The sequence below is a fragment of the Enterobacter wuhouensis genome, from assembly GCF_035835995.1.
GTDB classification, from domain to species: Bacteria; Pseudomonadota; Gammaproteobacteria; order Enterobacterales; family Enterobacteriaceae; genus Enterobacter; species Enterobacter wuhouensis.
Map to the genome: position 1 here is coordinate 2,379,810 of NZ_CP142124.1, position 15,886 is coordinate 2,395,695.

Consider the following 15,886-nt stretch of genomic DNA (forward strand, 5'->3'; position numbering starts at 1 on the left):
GCAAGGCGGACAGGCATATATTAACCGCCATTTTTGGTACGGTAATAAACATGCCTTTAAAGAAAATTCCTATATAATGAGACTTTATGGCTAAGGAACGGGTCTATTTCAATGAAAAAAATAATGGGTGTTGCGCTGCTGGTTATTGTCGCGGGAGCAACAGCGTGTGTCAGTTATTCGTGGAATGATAAGCCAGAGTTTATTCAGTCGGCTGAGGCGCGGGTAGGTTCTTATTTAACCAGCGACTACGGAAAGGTTGCCTGTAATAGCACAAAAATTGACGAACAGCGCTGGGAATTAGGCTGTATTAATCAGGCAAAGGGAAAGAACTTCCAGTATGCGGTTTATTCCGCCGATCGCGCTCCGTATGCCGTCTCCCGTTCGTTCTATCTTGAAGCCATCAATGACGATGCAAAACAGAGTGCCGGACAGGGTTTGATGCATTATCTGCAAATCAATACCAAAGCCGGCTGACGCTCGTTTACTCTTCGTTGAGCCGCTGGATGCTAGGGTAGTAACCGATCCGCTGCCCGCCATGAAATGTCGGGACGTAGAGACCAAAATACAAATCTATCCATGCAAGCATTTACCGCCAGATACTGGCGGTTTTTTTTGCCCGTCATTCTGTACGAACGAACTGCTTTCGATACTGGACGGGAGAGAGCGCGAACTGCTGGCGGAAATGGTGGCGTAAGGTTGATGATTGACCAAATCCGGTCTGTTCGGCAATGCTGTCGACGCTCAAACGGCTGCTTTCCAGAAAATCTTTTGCCCGCAGCAAGCGCTCGTTGAGCAGCCAGCGTGCGGGCGTGGTGCCTGTTGCTTCCTGAAAGCGACGCAGAAAGGTGCGTTCGCTCATGCCGACCCGCCGCGCTAATGACGCGATGCTGTGGGGCATGGCCAGATGGTTATGGAGAAAATCAAACAGCTGCCCCAGACGCTGGCTCTCGCGCAGGTGCGCCACCGGGCGGCTCAGCTGCTGCGGCTGCGAACCGTCCCGGTGTGGGGCGATCACCAGGCGGCGGGCAACGCTGTTGGCGGTTTCGCGCCCATAGTCCCGACGAACGACGTGTAAACACAGGTCTATACCCGCCGCGCTCCCGGCGGACGTCAGGATGTCGCCTTCGTCCTGATACAGCACATCCTCAACCACGCTAATGGCCGGATAACGGGCTTTAAGCGCGTCGATATAACGCCAGTGCGTCGTGGCCTTGCGACCGTCAAGCAGGCCGGAAGCGGCCAGCACAAAAACGCCTGAACAGATGGACATTAGCCGACACCCCCTGGAATGCGCCCGTCGCAGCGCCTCGCAGAGCGCGTCCGGAACGGGGGCGTCAACGCCTCGCCATCCCGGTACGACGATCAGATCGGCGGTTGCAAGCAGGCTTAAATCGCCATCGGTCATGATGCGGACCCCGCCCGTGGCCCTTAGCTCACCGCTTTCAACCCCCGCAACGGCAAATCGATACCACTCATCGCCCAGTTCAGGACGCGGCAGGCCAAAGATTTCTACCGCCACGCCAAACTCGAAGGTGCACAAACCGTCATAGGCCAGCACCACCACCTGCGGACGAGGGGGCAGTATTAAGTTTGTCATCTTTTTGCTGTTTTCTGGCATGAGCGGAGGCATTCACTGGCTGAATTTGTGGATAGAGTAGTGTTAACACAAACGCTAAAGATGAGGAAGGATCATGAGCTACATCACTGAATTTCCGGCTGCAGAGCCGCAGGAAGCCGTTGCGCATTTTCTGCGTCGCCTGAGCGTCGAGACGGACTGCGCCGATGTGCATCACGCCCTGGTGAACGATGAGCAGGACTTTGTTTTGCTGCACGTGGTGGGTAAAGCGGAGCAGTTTGCCCGCCGACACGTGCCCGGCGCCCTGCATTTGCCCTGGAGCCAGATCGACGCGGAACGCATGGCGCAATGGCCAGCCGGGACGCTGTTCGTTGTCTACTGCGCAGGACCGCACTGCAACGGCGCGGACCGGGCGGCCCTCAAGCTGGCCCGGCTGGGGCTGCCGGTTAAAATTATGCTGGGAGGCATAACGGGCTGGGAAGATGAAGGCTTTGAATTTGCCCAGGACGAATCGACCGTAATGGGTTAAACATGAATTTTTTTCAACACACGTGAAATTTTCTCGTTTGTCGGATGCGCGCAGGTGTGACATCTTTTTTGGACATTTAGACATCCAGAAGTCTAAAGATTCAAATAATGAACTATCACTGTGGGCAACCATCGCCGACAGACAGAGGAGATTTCCATGCAACGACAGCACGCCCCGTACCGCGCCGATGTAGTAGGCAGCTTTTTACGCCCGGACGCCATCAAGCAGGCCCGCCTGAAATTTGCCAGCGGCGAGATTGATGCCAAACAGCTGCGCGCGGTAGAGGATGAGGCGATCCGCCACGTTGTCGAGCAGCAGTGCGCCTGCGGCCTGCACGTGGTGACCGACGGCGAGTTTCGTCGCGCCTGGTGGCACTTCGACTTCTTCGACGGCCTCCAGGGCGTGGAGCGTTACGACGCGCAGCAGGGTATTCAGTTCAACGGCGTGCAGACCAAAGCCCACGGCGTGCGGGTAACCGGCAAGCTGGGCTTTGGTGACCACCCTATGCTGGAAGACTTCCGCTACCTGAAAAGCATCAGCGGCACCGCGCAGCCGAAGATGACCATTCCCAGCCCGAGCGTGCTGCACTTCCGCGGCGGGCGCAAAGATATCGACGCGAACGTCTATCCGGATCTGAATGATTATTTCGACGATCTGGCGACCACCTGGCGCGATGCGATTCAGGCATTTTACAACGCCGGCTGCCGCTATCTGCAGCTGGATGACACCGTCTGGGCATACCTGTGCTCCGACGACCAGCGACGCCAGATCCGCGAGCGCGGTGACGATGCCGACGAGCTGGCGCGCATCTATGCCCGCGTGCTGAACAAAGCGCTGGAAGGCAAGCCGGACGATTTGACTATCGGACTGCACGTGTGTCGCGGCAACTTCCGCTCGACGTGGATCTCGGAAGGCGGCTATGAGCCGGTGGCTGAGGTGCTGTTTGGCACGGTCAACGTCGATGCCTTCTTCCTGGAATATGATAACGATCGCAGCGGCGATTTCGCACCGCTGCGTTTCGTTCGCCCGGGTAAACAGCAGGTGGTGCTGGGCCTCATTACCACCAAAAACGGCGAGCTGGAAAATCCTGAAGGAGTGAAGGCGCGTCTCGCAGAGGCGGCTAAATTCGTTGCCAAAGAGCAGATCTGCCTCAGCCCGCAGTGCGGCTTTGCGTCTACGGAAGAGGGCAACAGCCTGAACGAAGCCCAGCAGTGGGACAAGGTTCGCCTGGTGACCCGTATCGCCAGCGAAGTCTGGTAAGCCCTGCAGTAAGGCGCTGCATTATAAAAGTGCAGCGCTGTTCCATTCTGAGTCGTTCCCGCGCGTTTATCCCGATCGCCCCCTGAAAATCCACGCTCTCCATTCTGGCATCGTTTTTGCTCTGCTAAAGCTGGCACTTTTATTTACGCGTTCCTGCGGTATCGGACGCTTTCGCACAGCTTTCTTTTCAGGAGTGAAAATATGCACCGTCGTACCTTATTAAAAGCTTTTGCACTGTCAGCCTCCGTGGCCGCAATGGGAATGAGTTTTGGCGTGCAGGCTGCCGATACCATCAAAGTGGGGATTATGCACTCGCTGTCCGGCACGATGGCGATCTCCGAAACGCCGCTGAAGGACGTCGCGCTGATGACCATCGATGAAATCAACGCCAAAGGCGGCGTGCTGGGTAAAAAGCTGGAGCCGGTGGTGGTCGACCCGGCCTCAAACTGGCCGCTGTTCGCCGAGAAGGCGCGGCAGCTTTTGAGCCAGGATAAGGTCGCCGTGGTGTTTGGCTGCTGGACCTCGGTGTCGCGTAAATCGGTTCTGCCGGTGTTTGAGGAGCTGAACGGCCTGCTGTTCTACCCGGTGCAGTACGAAGGTGAAGAGATGTCGCCTAACGTCTTCTATACCGGCGCGGCGCCGAACCAGCAGGCGATCCCCGCAGTAGAGTACCTGATGAGCGAAGACGGCGGCAGCGCCAAACGCTTCTTCCTGCTGGGGACGGACTACGTCTACCCGCGCACCACCAATAAGATCCTGCGCGCCTTCCTGCATTCGAAAGGCGTAGAGGATAAGGATATCGAAGAGGTTTACACCCCGTTTGGTCACAGCGACTACCAGACCATCGTGGCCAATATCAAGAAATTCTCCGCCGGTGGAAAAACGGCGGTGGTCTCGACCATCAACGGCGACTCCAACGTGCCGTTCTACAAAGAGCTGGCTAACCAGGGGCTGAAGGCGACCGACGTGCCGGTGGTGGCGTTCTCCGTGGGAGAAGAAGAGCTGCGGGGCATCGACGCCAGGCCGCTGGTAGGGAATCTGGCGGCGTGGAACTACTTTGAATCCGTCGATAACCCAACCAACCAGGCCTTCGTGGCGGATTACAAAGCCTATGCCAAAGCGCACAAACTGCCGAATGCCGATACCGTCGTGACCAACGATCCGATGGAAGCGACCTACGTTGGCATCCACATGTGGGCGCAGGCGGTTGAAAAAGCGGGCACCACTGACGTGGATAAGGTGCGCGCGGCGATGGCAGGCCAGTCCTTCAAGGCACCGTCTGGCTTTACCCTGACCATGGATGCCACCAACCATCACCTGCATAAGCCGGTCATGATTGGTGAAATCGAAGGCAACGGGCAGTTTAACGTGGTCTGGCAGACGGAAGAGCCCGTTCGCGCCCAGCCGTGGAGCCCGTTTATCGCCGGAAATGACAAAAAGCCTGACCAGCCGATGAAAACCGCCAGTAACTAAGCCATCACCGCAGGGAGAAAAGTCATGAACGCCATGCGCATGTTCATCGCTATTGTGTGGCTGTCCGGACTGCTGCCAGGGATGGCGCAGGCATCGGATGCCGATAATTTTGTTGCCGCGACGCGCAGCCAGCAGGCAGAGATGCTGGCCCGCTGGGCGGCGGCGCCCGACGCGGCGAGAGTGCCGCTGCTCCAGGCGCTGCAAAAAGAAAACCTGTTAACCGACAGCCAAAAACATGCTTTTACGCGCAGCGGCGGCGAGACGGTTGCGCTGGGGGAGTCGAAAACCCCTCAAGGGCAAACCAAAGCGGTACGCCTGACCAACCGCCTGCGGGTTCTGGCGGCAACGGCGCTCGCCACGCACCAGCTTGTAAGTGACAGCGTCACAGAAAGGCGCGCGGCGGCGCAACGGCTTCAGCGTGACGCCCGGCCGGATATGCTCGGTTTTTTACAGCAGCGGGCAGGCAGCGAAACGGATGACGTTGCGCGGCAGTCGCTGATGCTGGCCCTGGCAAACCTTCAGCTGGCAAGCCCGCAGGCCGAAACACGGCTTAAGGCGGTCGAGCTGCTGGGTCAGTCTGACGATCCGGACGTGCAGGCCACGCTCACGCCGTTCACCCAGGCGCAAACCGAACCGGATGCGCGGGTGCGTACCGCCGCCGCAGAGAGTCTTGAGCGTATTCAGCACCGCCTGATGTGGGGCGAGCTGCTGGGACAGGCGTTTATGGGGCTTTCTCTGGGATCGGTCCTGCTGCTGGCGGCGCTTGGGCTGGCGATCACCTATGGCCTGCTTGGGGTCATCAATATGGCCCACGGCGAAATGCTGATGCTCGGGGCGTATGCCACCTGGATGGTGCAGCAGGCGATGGCGCAGTGGGTTCCCCAGTGGCTGGCGCTGTATCCCGTGGTGGCTTTGCCGGTGGCGTTTTGCCTGACCGCGGGCATTGGGATGGTGCTTGAACGCACCATCATCCGCCACCTCTACGGCCGTCCGCTGGAAACCCTGCTCGCCACCTGGGGGATCAGCCTGATGCTTATTCAGCTTGTGCGCATGACCTTTGGCGCACAGAACCTTGAAGTCGCCAACCCGGCATGGCTGTCCGGCGGGGTTCAGGTGTTTGCCAACCTGACGCTGCCGTGGAACCGCATCGTGGTGCTGGGCTTTGTGCTGCTGGTGCTGTTCTTTACCTGGCTTATTCTCAACAAAACCCGTCTTGGCCTGAACGTGCGCGCGGTGACGCAAAACCGCAGCATGACGGCCTGCTGCGGGGTACCAACCGGGCGCGTGGATATGCTGGCCTTTGGGCTGGGGTCCGGGATTGCCGGGCTGGGCGGCGTAGCGTTATCTCAGCTGGGCAACGTGGGGCCGGAGCTGGGTCAGGGATACATTATCGATTCCTTCCTGGTGGTGGTGCTGGGCGGCGTTGGGCAGCTGGCCGGCAGCGTCGTCGCCGCCTTTGGGCTCGGCATTTTCAATAAAATCCTTGAGCCTCAGATGGGGGCCGTTCTTGGCAAGATCCTGATTCTGGTGGCGATCGTTCTGTTTATTCAGAAGCGTCCGCAGGGGTTGTTTGCACTGAAAGGGAGGGTTATTGACTGATGAGCCAGCCGCTGACCTTAACGCTGGCGCGTAAAGCGCCGCGTACAACGCAAATTGCAGGCAGCCTGCTGGTGGCGTGCCTGCTGGTACTACCGTTCTTCGCGCTGCTGCCGGCAACGCATCCGCTGGCGCTGTCGACCTGGATGCTGACGCTTATCGGCAAAATCCTCTGCTATGCCATCGTCGCGGTGGCGCTCGATCTGGTGTGGGGCTATGCCGGAATGCTGTCCCTTGGGCACGGTATTTTCTTCGCGCTGGGCGGCTATGCGATGGGCATGTACCTGATGCGTCAGGCTTCCGGGGAGGCGCTGCCCGCATTTATGTCTTTCCTCTCCTGGACCGAGCTGCCGTGGTTCTGGTGGGGAACGCAGCACTTTGCCTGGACCCTGTTGCTTATCGTCACCGTTCCCGGCCTGCTGGCGCTGGTGTTTGGCTGGTTTGCCTTCCGCTCAAAAATCAAAGGGGTCTATTTCTCCATCATGACCCAGGCGCTGACCTACGCGGGCATGCTGTTGTATTTTCGCAATGAAACCGGCTTTGGCGGCAACAACGGCTTTACCGGCTTCACCACGCTGCTCGGCTTTTCCGTGACCGCGACCACCACCCGCATCGCGCTATTTCTGGCGACGGTAATGCTGCTGCTGTTGGCGCTGGGCGTGGGCTTCGCGCTGGCGAAGAGTAAATTTGGCCGCATCCTGACCGCGGTGCGCGACGCGGAAAACCGACTGACGTTTTGCGGGTACGATCCGCGTGGGTTCAAGCTGCTGGTTTGGACGCTGTCTGCCGTGCTGTGCGGGCTGGCGGGAGCGCTGTACGTTCCGCAGGTGGGCATTATCAATCCGGGGGAAATGTCGCCCACGAACTCAATTGAAGCGGCGATCTGGGTTGCGCTCGGCGGGCGAGGCACGCTGATTGGCCCGGCGATAGGCGCCGCGCTGGTCAACGGCGCGAAGAGCTTCTTCACGGTCGCGATGCCGGAGTACTGGCAGCTATTTTTAGGCCTGATTTTTATCGCGGTGACGCTGTTCTTGCCGCGCGGCGTCTATGGCCTGTTTCGCAGGGGAGAGAAATAATGCAGCCAGCCGAAGAACTTTTTACCCGCCAGCTGCCGGGCGATCGCTACCGCGACCAGACCGATCCGGTGCTGCAGCTTGACGCAATCAACGTCAGTTTTGACGGCTTTCAGGCGCTGACGGATCTTTCTCTGAACATCGGCGTGGGCGAGCTGCGCTGCGTGATTGGGCCTAACGGCGCGGGAAAAACCACGCTGATGGACGTGATCACCGGCAAAACGCGGCCAAAAAGCGGGAAGGCGATTTACGATCAGTCCATCGACCTGACCACGCTGGAGCCCGCAGCGATTGCCCGTCAGGGGATCGGCAGAAAATTCCAGAAGCCGACGGTCTTTGAAGCCCTGACCGTGTGGGAAAACCTCGAAATCGCGATGAAAACCGACAAGTCCGTCTGGGCCAGCCTGCGGGCAAAGCTCAACGGCGAACAGCGCGATCGAATTGACGAGATGCTGGTTTTGCTGCGCCTCAGCGCCGAGCGGGATCGCCGTGCCGGGCTGCTCTCTCACGGCCAGAAACAGTTCCTGGAGATCGGCATGCTGCTGGTGCAGGACCCGCATCTTTTACTGCTGGATGAGCCCGCAGCCGGAATGACGGATGCGGAAACGGAATATACCGCCGAGCTGTTCAGAACCCTGGCGGGCAAGCATTCGTTAATGGTCGTGGAGCACGATATGGGCTTTGTCGAAACTATCGCTGACCACGTGACGGTGCTGCATCAGGGGCGCGTGCTGGCGGAAGGATCGCTTCGCGAGGTGCAGGCCAACGAGCAGGTGATTGAAGTCTATCTTGGTCGCTAGGGAGGCGGAATGTTACAGGTTAACGAACTGAATCAATATTACGGCGGAAGCCATATCCTGCGCGGCGTGAGCTTCGAAGCCGTGACCGGCGAGGTCACCTGCCTGCTGGGGCGCAACGGCGTGGGGAAGACCACGCTGCTGAAGTGCCTGATGGGGCTGATCCCGGCCAAAACCGGGGAGGTGATATGGCAGGGGAAAACCATCACGCACAGCAGGCCGCACCAGCGGGTGCAGTCCGGCGTGGCCTATGTTCCGCAGGGACGGGAGATCTTCCCGCGCTTAACCGTCGAAGAGAATCTGCTTCTGGGGCTGTCGCGATTTTCCGCGCGTGAGGCAAACAGCGTACCGGACGATATCTGGCAGCTGTTTCCGGTGCTAAAAGAGATGAAGCATCGTCGCGGCGGCGATCTCTCCGGTGGGCAACAGCAGCAGCTGGCGATTGGGCGAGCGCTGGCGAGTCGTCCGCAGCTCTTGATCCTCGATGAGCCGACGGAGGGGATCCAGCCCTCGGTCATCAAGGAGATTGGGCAGGTGATCCGCACGCTCGCGGATCGAGGGGACATGGCTATTCTGCTCGTTGAGCAGTTTTACGATTTCGCCGCAGAGCTGGCGGACAGCTATCTGCTGATGTCGCGAGGCGCGATCGTCCAGCGCGGGCGCGGCGAAAATATGGAGCAGGAGGGCGTGCGCGGGCTGGTTGCGATTTGAAATGTTATACTATAACATCCTCATTCTTATAAAACGGAATGAGGGTTTTGTTTTGGCTGCACATATTGGGAAATTTGCAATGACTCTGGGGGCGCTGCTGGTCAGCGGCCAGCTGTTTGCCCATTCGCACGGACACCAGATGACCGAAGCGGAGCAGAAGGCGGCGAACGGCGTGTTCGAGAATAAAGACGTCAAGGACAGAGCGCTCTCCGACTGGGACGGCACCTGGCAATCCGTCTATCCGTTCCTGCTGGACGGTTCGCTCGATCCGGTGTTTAAGAAGAAAGCGGAGAAGGACCACACATCCGTCGAGGCGGTGAAAGCCTATTACCGGACGGGCTACGCAACGGACGTGGGATCTATCGGCATCGAAAATAGCGTGATGGAATTCCACCAGGGGGAAACGGTAAGCCGCTGTCACTATGACTACAGCGGTTACAAAATCCTGACCTATGCCTCAGGCAAAAAAGGCGTTCGCTATCTGTTTGAGTGTAAGGATGCCAGCAGCAAGGCACCGAAGTTTGTTCAGTTCAGCGACCATATTATTGGACCGAAAGCCTCTTCACACTTCCACATTTTCATGGGCAACACCTCCCATGAGGCGCTGCTGAAAGAGATGGATAACTGGCCGACCTATTATCCAAATGAGATGTACAAAGAGCAGGTGGTGGAGGAGATGTTGCACCATTAATGCTTTATTGCCGGGTGGCGGCTACGCCTTACCCGGCCTACAGGGTTACGCGACTTTGGGCGCTTCACACCACGCTTTCACGCTCATGCCGCGCAAAATCATCAGCCACGCAATGACGATGGCGGCCATCATAATCACGAACAGCGACCAGTGCGGCAGATGGGTCAGGATGAGCCCGGTGATCATCGGGTTCGCCGCCGCGCCCAGCCAGCCCAGCGCCTGGGCGGAGAAATAGCTTGCTTTCATTCCCGGCGGGGCGATGTTGTCGATCAGCATATATTCCCCCGGCGCGTAGATAATTTCCCCAAGCGTAAAAATGGCCGCCGCGATGCCCCAGTAAACCAGGTTTTCACCGGAGAGCATAAAGCCGCCTAACCCGACGATAAAGAACAGGGTCGCCGCCGTCATCAAAGGACGGATGTTGCTTGCGGAGATCTTACGCCCGAGGGCATACTGCAGCGTCACCACCACGGCGGCGTTGACGGGCAGCACCACGGCCACCACTTTTTCGGCGAAATCGCTGTCGGCATGCGCAGCAAGAACATACTGCGAAATGCAGGTTGCAAACGATCCGCCAACGTATGATGCAAGCAGGCCGGACAGCGTGTACCAGAACAGCGCGCGGTCTTTCAACAGCACGGAAGGCTGCCACGGCATCTTTTCCTCTGCGGTATCTAACGCAACGCTTTTCTGCACAAAGAAATGGATAAAGCCGAGCGGAAGCGCGGCGCAGAAGGCCGCCAGCCAGAACGGCAGCTGCAGGCTGTACATCACCAGCAGGGTGCCGATCGGCGGTCCTATCGTCCAGCCAATGTTCAAGAAGCTATAGTTCAGCGAGAAAACGCGCGCCTTTTCGCTGGAGGTGAGTACATCCGCAAACCAGGCCTTCAGCACGGTGGAGAAAACGGAGTAGGCGCAGTTGATGAGCGCAAAGAACAGCACCACCAGCGTGACGTTATCCACCAGCGGGATCGCGACAAAGCCAGCAATAAACGCGACGATGGCAATGAGCATGTAGCGTTTCTTATCGAACTTGTCGGCCAGAATGCCAAACCCTAAGCTGAACACCACGCCAATGGTCAACGCAATGGTGAGGGCATAACCAATATTCTCTACGCTCATGTTATAGACGCGCGTGAGGTAGATGGTCATAAACGGCAGCGTTGCCCCGCGACCAATTGTTAATAACAATGACGATGCCAGCAGCGCTGCGGTTGAGCGCCTGATTGATGGTTTCATATTCCTGCCCGACAAATGCTTATATTTTTTTGTTGTGTTCTAACAGGATTACCACGGCATAAGGGGCTTGTATAGCGCCTAATTTATCCCTAAGTGCTTCGACTGACTCCCAAAAATAATGATCTATTCGCGGCGCTATTTTTTCTGTTACCTTGAAGTGTTTACAAAAATTTAATAATTCAGGGGCAGGGTATGACGCGTAAAGACGGACTGCTGGCGTTGCTGGTGGTCGTAGTATGGGGGCTGAATTTTGTGGTCATTAAGGTGGGCTTACACAACATGCCTCCGCTGATGCTGGCCGGCCTGCGTTTTATGCTGGTCGCCTTCCCGGCAATCTTCTTTGTCCCCCGTCCGAAAATCCCGTTTACATTACTGTTAGGCTACGGTCTGACGATCAGCTTCGGTCAGTTTGCATTTCTGTTCTGCGCTATCAAATTTGGTATGCCCGCCGGGCTGGCGTCGCTGGTACTACAGGCGCAGGCATTCTTTACCATCATTCTTGGCGCGTTTGTGTTTGGCGAGCGGCTGCAGGGCAAGCAGCTGGCGGGGATTACGCTGGCGGTGTTTGGCGTGCTGGTATTGATTGAAGCCAGCCTGAACGGCCAGCACGTGGCGCTACTGGGCTTTATGCTAACCCTGGCGGCAGGGCTGAGCTGGGCGTGCGGAAATATCTTCAACAAGCTGATTATGCAGCATGAGGCGCGCCCGCCGGTGATGTCGCTGGTGGTCTGGAGCGCATTAATTCCCATTGTGCCCTTTATGGTTGCGTCATCTATCCTGGACGGCACGGACGCGATGCTACATAGCCTGCTCGACATCGATCTCACGACCATTTTGTCGCTTATCTACCTGGCGTTTGTCGCCACTATTGTGGGCTACGGCATCTGGGGCTCGCTGCTCGGACGGTATGAAACCTGGCGGGTGGCGCCGCTGTCGCTTCTTGTGCCGGTGGTGGGGCTTGCCAGCGCGGTCATTTTGCTGGATGAACACCTGAGTGCGCTACAGCTGCTGGGCGCGGTGCTGATCATGGCCGGGCTGTACATCAACGTGTTTGGGTTGCGTTTGCGTCGGGCGGCGCGGGTGCGGGGATAAGGCAGAAAAAAGCCCCGCATCTGCGGGGCAAAACGAATCAGAGGTCGTGGTTGTAATACGGCACGCCTAATTCGTCGGATTTGTCGCTACCAGCGCCCATGTGGTTGAAATCATACGGCGTCTGGTCATGTGCGGACGGCAAAATCATCGCATCGCGATTATTTTGCTGCGTTGCACGGGGAGTTTGCTCCGCGAAGGTCTGGCTGGAAACGAGCACCAGCAAGGCGAGGGCGGCGGAGGCGATAACTTTCATGAATTCCTCGGTTACGTCTTTTACAGGCGATGATTAACTACAGCGTGTTAACTGCAATGTTTTAACGGATAGAGATATCGGGATTCACCCGGCATACTGGTGATACGATACTTATGAGGCGGCACGTCGAAGTAGTTCTTAAACGTTCGCGTCAGGGTTTGTTGCGATTCAAACCCATAACGTTCCGCCAGATAGAGGATCGGCTCATTGCTCTCTTTCAGTTTTTGGGCAATTTCCGTCAGCTTGCGGCTGCGGATATATTGACCTAATGAATGACCGGTCTCTTTTTTGAACATCCGTTGCAGGTGCCATTTTGAGTAACCTGAACGCTCTGACACTTTTTCAAGGGAGAGCGGCGATTCCAGGTTATCTTCGATCCAGTCCAAAATGCTATGAATGGTGATAGCGTCAGTATTGCGTCTGGACATCGTCATACCTCTTTTCTGTTTACGGCAGTATTTTCTTAAGCAAAAGCTCAAGCGTTGCCACTTCATCTGCCGTTAAGTTTTTTGTTAGTTCCTGATGCAGTGTTTGTCCTACAAGTTGATGACATTGCTCGCACATGGCCGCGCCGTCGCCGGTGAGTTTCACCAGGACGCCACGTTTGTCATTCGGATTAGGGCTTCGTTCTATCCATCCTTTGCAGACCAGACGATCCAGCATGCGGGTCAGCGCACCCAGATCGACAGAGAGCACCTTTTTTAGCTCAACCGGCGTGATACACACTTCGCAGCGAATGGAACACAGCACTTTGAACTGTGTCGCGGTGATATCCAGCGGTGACAGGTAGTCATTGAGCAGGCGATCTTTTTTCTGGTTAACCATATGAATAAGACGACCCAGTGGAATTATGTCGTTGAAGAGATCACTGGTGCTTTTCACAATGGTTGCCCTGGCAAGTAGTTTAGTCACGGCAGATATTATTGCTCAGGCAAGTATAAGTCAACTGAATGAATAAGCCGATGCCACGAATTGCTAAAACGTTTCATGAACTTTTTTTGTGCTCTTTCAAATCAAAAACATAACGGAGGGTTATCATTGTGCGGCGTAAATAATGCTTACGTTGTGTAGATGGCTGATTGTCATGGTTTCACCCTATAATTGCGGTGTTGAATATGGATAAGGACAACGACGTATTATGGTGGATTTGATTAAAGCGATTGGTCTTGGGCTGGTGGTGCTGCTGCCCCTGGCGAACCCGTTAACGACGGTAGCGCTGTTTCTTGGGCTGGCGGGCAACATGAACAGCGCGGAGCGCAATCATCAGTCGATGATGGCCTCCATCTACGTCTTTGCCATCATGATGGTTGCCTATTACGCCGGACAGGTGGTGATGAACACCTTTGGGATTTCGATTCCGGGCCTGCGTATCGCCGGCGGGCTGATCGTGGCCTTTATTGGGTTCCGCATGCTGTTCCCCGCGCAAAAGGCGCATGAATCACCGGAAGCGAAAAGCAAATCCGAAGAGCTGGAAACGGAGCCAAGTGCGAATATTGCCTTTGTACCGCTCGCTATGCCGAGCACGGCGGGGCCCGGGACGATTGCGATGATCATCAGCTCCGCGTCCACGGTGCGCGACAGTTCTACCTTCCCTGACTGGGTGCTGGCCGTAGCGCCGCCGCTGATTTTTGCGCTTATCGGGGTCATCGTCTGGGCATCGCTGCGCAGTTCAGGAGCGATCATGCGCTGGGTGGGCAAGGGCGGTATCGAAGCCATTTCCCGCCTGATGGGCTTCCTGCTGGTGTGCATGGGCGTGCAGTTTATTATTAACGGCGTGCTGGAAATTATTAAAAACTACCACTGATTTTTTGCCGGGTGGCGGCTTCGCCTTACCCGGCCTACTTATTGCCAACATAATTATTGTGAATATAAATCAATTCTGAAAATTTATTCTTTTGCGAAATTTCAGGATGAAAAATAACCGCATTACAGCGAAAGTTTTACTCACCGTACCGGCCGACATCATGAACTACATCGCTTCCAACCCGCGCATGCTGGAAGGCATCACTACGGGTGACGCTAAAGTTCTCAACAATAACGTTCAGTGGGATGCATTTGTCTACGCATTGTCGTTAGTGGACAACGGCAAAGACATTTCAGTCTTATATGAATACGCTAACAGGGATTATATTTCTGAATCTTTGGCTGGCGTGACGATTCTGGTCATGAATAAAAACGAGCTGGAAAAGGCTTAATTGACGAAAAAGCGAAGAAATGTGGAAAAATTAGCGACGCGTCATCAACTACCACGCCGCTTGCTACCAGAACCAGCATCTATAATTGCCAGACTAAAATGACGGAGGACAGGTTCCGTTATTTGGGTGGCAATGAGGAAGCAGATTATTAACGCAGTCGCGTAGGCCGGGTAAGGCGAAGCCGCCACCCGGCACAAACAACGTCACCCATGCTGGCCATGTTCTTCCATCGCCACCGGCCATTTACGGAAGATCAGCACCGACCAGATCAGCGCCACAAGCGCCGGAATCGCGCCCAGATAGCCAATCGCCGACATCGAGACGTGCAGTATTACCTGATTTCCAACCAGCGCGCCCGCGCCAATCCCGAGATTGAAAATCCCCGAGAATAGCGACATCGCTACGTCGGTTGCGTCAGGGGCCAAAGCAAGCACTTTAACCTGCATACCCAGCCCGATAATCATAATCGCCACGCCCCAGAACAGGCTCAGGATCGCCAGATGGCTTTCGCTTCCTGCCGCAGGCATCAATAACAGCAGGCAGGCTAATAACAGGCCGATGGCACTGCTGACCAGCGCTGAAGCATGTTGATTTCCCAGCTTGCCAAACAGAAGGCTGCCGATGATGCCCGCACCGCCCAGGATCAGCAGCAGGACGGTGGCAAAGTTGGCGCTAAAGCCCGCAACCACCTGCACAAACGGCTCAATGTAGCTGTAGGCCGTGTAATGGGCGGTCACCACAATCACCGTCAGCAAATAAATGCTCATCAGCGCCGGACGACGCATCAGCAGCGGCAGGCTTTTCAACGAGCCGGAATGTTCGCTCGGCAGCTTAGGCAGCAGCTTGATCAGGCACAGCAGCGTCACCAGCGCCCCCATGCCGATAGCGAAGAAGGTGGTGCGCCAGCCAAAGTATTGCCCCACGATGCGGCCAATCGGTAGGCCCAGCACCATCGCCAGCGCCGTACCGGTCGCAATCAGGCTCAGCGCCTGCGCGCGCTTGCCCGCCGGCGCCAGGCGTATCGCCAGCGAGGCCGTTATCGACCAGAACACCGCGTGCGCGAAGGCAATGCCGACGCGGCTGATGACCAGCACCGTAAAATTCCACGCCATAAACGACAGCACATGGCTGGCGATGAACACCACAAACAGGCCTATCAGCAGCTTGCGCCGCTCCATCTGGCTGGTCAGCAGCATAAACGGCAGCGACATCAGCGCCACCACCCACGCGTAAATGGTCAACATAATGCCCACCTGAGCCGTCTCCATCTGGAAACTCCCGGCGATGTCAGACAGCAGCCCAACCGGAACAAATTCAGTGGTATTAAAAATAAACGCGGCAATGGCCAGCGTGACCACCCGTAGCCACGCGACCCTGCGGGAAACAGTCTGAGTTGTCATA

General features: G+C 56.6%; 18 protein-coding genes. 12 read left to right on the plus strand and 6 right to left on the minus strand.

All coding sequences use genetic code 11. The features are described 5' to 3' along the window. The first annotated feature begins 111 nt into the window (after positions 1-111). The gene (locus VPX56_RS11455) at positions 112-474 is read left to right on the plus strand and encodes a hypothetical protein (protein WP_131632676.1); all 363 of its coding nucleotides are present in this window, start codon (positions 112-114) and stop codon (positions 472-474) included. A gap of 145 nt (positions 475-619) precedes the next feature. On the opposite strand, the gene ftrA is transcribed toward VPX56_RS11455, so the two are convergent. Further along, complete coding sequence (ftrA, locus tag VPX56_RS11460; RefSeq protein WP_326471876.1) at positions 620-1,618, minus strand: transcriptional regulator FtrA; 999 nt, start codon at positions 1,616-1,618, stop codon at positions 620-622. Between the two features lie 73 nt (positions 1,619-1,691). On the opposite strand from ftrA, the gene VPX56_RS11465 reads away from it, so the two are divergent. The 8 genes from VPX56_RS11465 to zinT all read left to right on the plus strand — a co-directional run bounded on the left by VPX56_RS11465 (position 1,692) and on the right by zinT (position 9,706). Then, complete coding sequence (locus VPX56_RS11465; RefSeq protein ID WP_326471878.1) at positions 1,692-2,105, plus strand: rhodanese-like domain-containing protein; 414 nt, start codon at positions 1,692-1,694, stop codon at positions 2,103-2,105. 156 nt (positions 2,106-2,261) lie between these two features. Beyond that, complete coding sequence (locus VPX56_RS11470) at positions 2,262-3,365, plus strand: cobalamin-independent methionine synthase II family protein (RefSeq protein WP_263609702.1); 1,104 nt, start codon at positions 2,262-2,264, stop codon at positions 3,363-3,365. A gap of 201 nt (positions 3,366-3,566) precedes the next feature. After that, the gene (gene urtA, locus VPX56_RS11475) at positions 3,567-4,838 is read left to right on the plus strand and encodes an urea ABC transporter substrate-binding protein (RefSeq protein ID WP_263609701.1); all 1,272 of its coding nucleotides are present in this window, start codon (positions 3,567-3,569) and stop codon (positions 4,836-4,838) included. Between the two features lie 24 nt (positions 4,839-4,862). After that, positions 4,863-6,437, plus strand: a complete 1,575-nt coding sequence (urtB, locus tag VPX56_RS11480) for an urea ABC transporter permease subunit UrtB (protein WP_326471881.1) — start codon at positions 4,863-4,865, stop codon at positions 6,435-6,437. After that, positions 6,437-7,510 carry an urea ABC transporter permease subunit UrtC gene (gene urtC / locus VPX56_RS11485; RefSeq protein WP_326471883.1) on the plus strand — a complete coding sequence of 358 codons (1,074 nt, stop codon included), beginning with the start codon at positions 6,437-6,439 and terminating at the stop codon, positions 7,508-7,510. The genes urtB and urtC overlap by 1 nt, the downstream gene beginning before the upstream one ends. Further along, positions 7,510-8,307, plus strand: coding sequence for an urea ABC transporter ATP-binding protein UrtD (gene urtD / locus VPX56_RS11490; protein ID WP_131632669.1), 798 nt, complete (start codon positions 7,510-7,512; stop codon positions 8,305-8,307). The genes urtC and urtD overlap by 1 nt, the downstream gene beginning before the upstream one ends. A gap of 9 nt (positions 8,308-8,316) precedes the next feature. Then, the gene (gene urtE, locus VPX56_RS11495) at positions 8,317-9,015 is read left to right on the plus strand and encodes an urea ABC transporter ATP-binding subunit UrtE (protein WP_131632668.1); all 699 of its coding nucleotides are present in this window, start codon (positions 8,317-8,319) and stop codon (positions 9,013-9,015) included. Between the two features lie 52 nt (positions 9,016-9,067). Beyond that, positions 9,068-9,706, plus strand: a complete 639-nt coding sequence (zinT, locus tag VPX56_RS11500; protein WP_326471886.1) for a metal-binding protein ZinT — start codon at positions 9,068-9,070, stop codon at positions 9,704-9,706. Between the two features lie 45 nt (positions 9,707-9,751). Here the strand turns inward: zinT and ydeE are convergent, their stop codons facing one another. Continuing rightward, on the minus strand, positions 9,752-10,945 hold the full coding sequence (gene ydeE / locus VPX56_RS11505; RefSeq protein WP_131632666.1) for an efflux MFS transporter YdeE: 1,194 nt from the start codon (positions 10,943-10,945) through the stop codon (positions 9,752-9,754). A 192-nt stretch (positions 10,946-11,137) separates the two neighbouring features. On the opposite strand from ydeE, the gene eamA reads away from it, so the two are divergent. Further along, a complete protein-coding gene (gene eamA, locus VPX56_RS11510) occupies positions 11,138-12,037 on the plus strand; it encodes an O-acetylserine/cysteine exporter (protein ID WP_326471889.1) in 900 nt (299 codons plus the stop codon). A 37-nt stretch (positions 12,038-12,074) separates the two neighbouring features. Here eamA and marB read toward each other — a convergent pair whose 3' ends face one another. Genes marB through marR form a run of 3 tightly spaced genes read right to left on the minus strand, consistent with a single transcriptional unit; the run spans position 12,075 to position 13,172 of the window. After that, positions 12,075-12,290: a multiple antibiotic resistance protein MarB gene (gene marB / locus VPX56_RS11515; protein WP_131632664.1), complete on the minus strand. Its 216-nt coding sequence runs from the start codon at positions 12,288-12,290 to the stop codon at positions 12,075-12,077. Positions 12,291-12,337: 47 nt separating this feature from the next. Beyond that, the gene (marA, locus tag VPX56_RS11520; RefSeq protein WP_001303241.1) at positions 12,338-12,718 is read right to left on the minus strand and encodes an MDR efflux pump AcrAB transcriptional activator MarA; all 381 of its coding nucleotides are present in this window, start codon (positions 12,716-12,718) and stop codon (positions 12,338-12,340) included. Positions 12,719-12,737: 19 nt separating this feature from the next. Beyond that, complete coding sequence (marR, locus tag VPX56_RS11525) at positions 12,738-13,172, minus strand: multiple antibiotic resistance transcriptional regulator MarR (protein ID WP_131632663.1); 435 nt, start codon at positions 13,170-13,172, stop codon at positions 12,738-12,740. A 256-nt stretch (positions 13,173-13,428) separates the two neighbouring features. Between marR and VPX56_RS11530 the strand changes: the two genes are divergently transcribed. Both VPX56_RS11530 and VPX56_RS11535 read left to right on the plus strand, forming a co-directional pair. After that, positions 13,429-14,094 (plus strand): MarC family NAAT transporter, encoded by a 666-nt coding sequence (locus VPX56_RS11530; RefSeq protein ID WP_131632662.1) that lies wholly within the window; start codon positions 13,429-13,431, stop codon positions 14,092-14,094. Positions 14,095-14,200: 106 nt separating this feature from the next. Then, positions 14,201-14,485: a hypothetical protein gene (locus VPX56_RS11535; protein WP_326471893.1), complete on the plus strand. Its 285-nt coding sequence runs from the start codon at positions 14,201-14,203 to the stop codon at positions 14,483-14,485. Positions 14,486-14,688: 203 nt separating this feature from the next. Here the strand turns inward: VPX56_RS11535 and VPX56_RS11540 are convergent, their stop codons facing one another. Beyond that, complete coding sequence (locus VPX56_RS11540; RefSeq protein WP_326471895.1) at positions 14,689-15,885, minus strand: sugar transporter; 1,197 nt, start codon at positions 15,883-15,885, stop codon at positions 14,689-14,691. Position 15,886: the final 1 nt, after the last annotated feature.

Bases quoted from the DNA above. Each gene is read 5' to 3' on its own strand.
- VPX56_RS11455 (WP_131632676.1), top strand. From the start codon at position 112: ATGAAAAAAATAATGGGTGTTGCGCTGCTGGTTATTGTCGCGGGAGCA.
- ftrA (WP_326471876.1), bottom strand. From the start codon at position 1,618: ATGCCAGAAAACAGCAAAAAGATGACAAACTTAATACTGCCCCCTCGT.
- VPX56_RS11465 (WP_326471878.1), top strand. From the start codon at position 1,692: ATGAGCTACATCACTGAATTTCCGGCTGCAGAGCCGCAGGAAGCCGTT.
- VPX56_RS11470 (WP_263609702.1), top strand. From the start codon at position 2,262: ATGCAACGACAGCACGCCCCGTACCGCGCCGATGTAGTAGGCAGCTTT.
- urtA (WP_263609701.1), top strand. From the start codon at position 3,567: ATGCACCGTCGTACCTTATTAAAAGCTTTTGCACTGTCAGCCTCCGTG.
- urtB (WP_326471881.1), top strand. From the start codon at position 4,863: ATGAACGCCATGCGCATGTTCATCGCTATTGTGTGGCTGTCCGGACTG.
- urtC (WP_326471883.1), top strand. From the start codon at position 6,437: ATGAGCCAGCCGCTGACCTTAACGCTGGCGCGTAAAGCGCCGCGTACA.
- urtD (WP_131632669.1), top strand. From the start codon at position 7,510: ATGCAGCCAGCCGAAGAACTTTTTACCCGCCAGCTGCCGGGCGATCGC.
- urtE (WP_131632668.1), top strand. From the start codon at position 8,317: ATGTTACAGGTTAACGAACTGAATCAATATTACGGCGGAAGCCATATC.
- ydeE (WP_131632666.1), bottom strand. From the start codon at position 10,945: ATGAAACCATCAATCAGGCGCTCAACCGCAGCGCTGCTGGCATCGTCA.
- eamA (WP_326471889.1), top strand. From the start codon at position 11,138: ATGACGCGTAAAGACGGACTGCTGGCGTTGCTGGTGGTCGTAGTATGG.
- marB (WP_131632664.1), bottom strand. From the start codon at position 12,290: ATGAAAGTTATCGCCTCCGCCGCCCTCGCCTTGCTGGTGCTCGTTTCC.
- marA (WP_001303241.1), bottom strand. From the start codon at position 12,718: ATGTCCAGACGCAATACTGACGCTATCACCATTCATAGCATTTTGGAC.
- VPX56_RS11530 (WP_131632662.1), top strand. From the start codon at position 13,429: ATGGTGGATTTGATTAAAGCGATTGGTCTTGGGCTGGTGGTGCTGCTG.
- VPX56_RS11535 (WP_326471893.1), top strand. From the start codon at position 14,201: ATGAAAAATAACCGCATTACAGCGAAAGTTTTACTCACCGTACCGGCC.
- VPX56_RS11540 (WP_326471895.1), bottom strand. From the start codon at position 15,885: ATGACAACTCAGACTGTTTCCCGCAGGGTCGCGTGGCTACGGGTGGTC.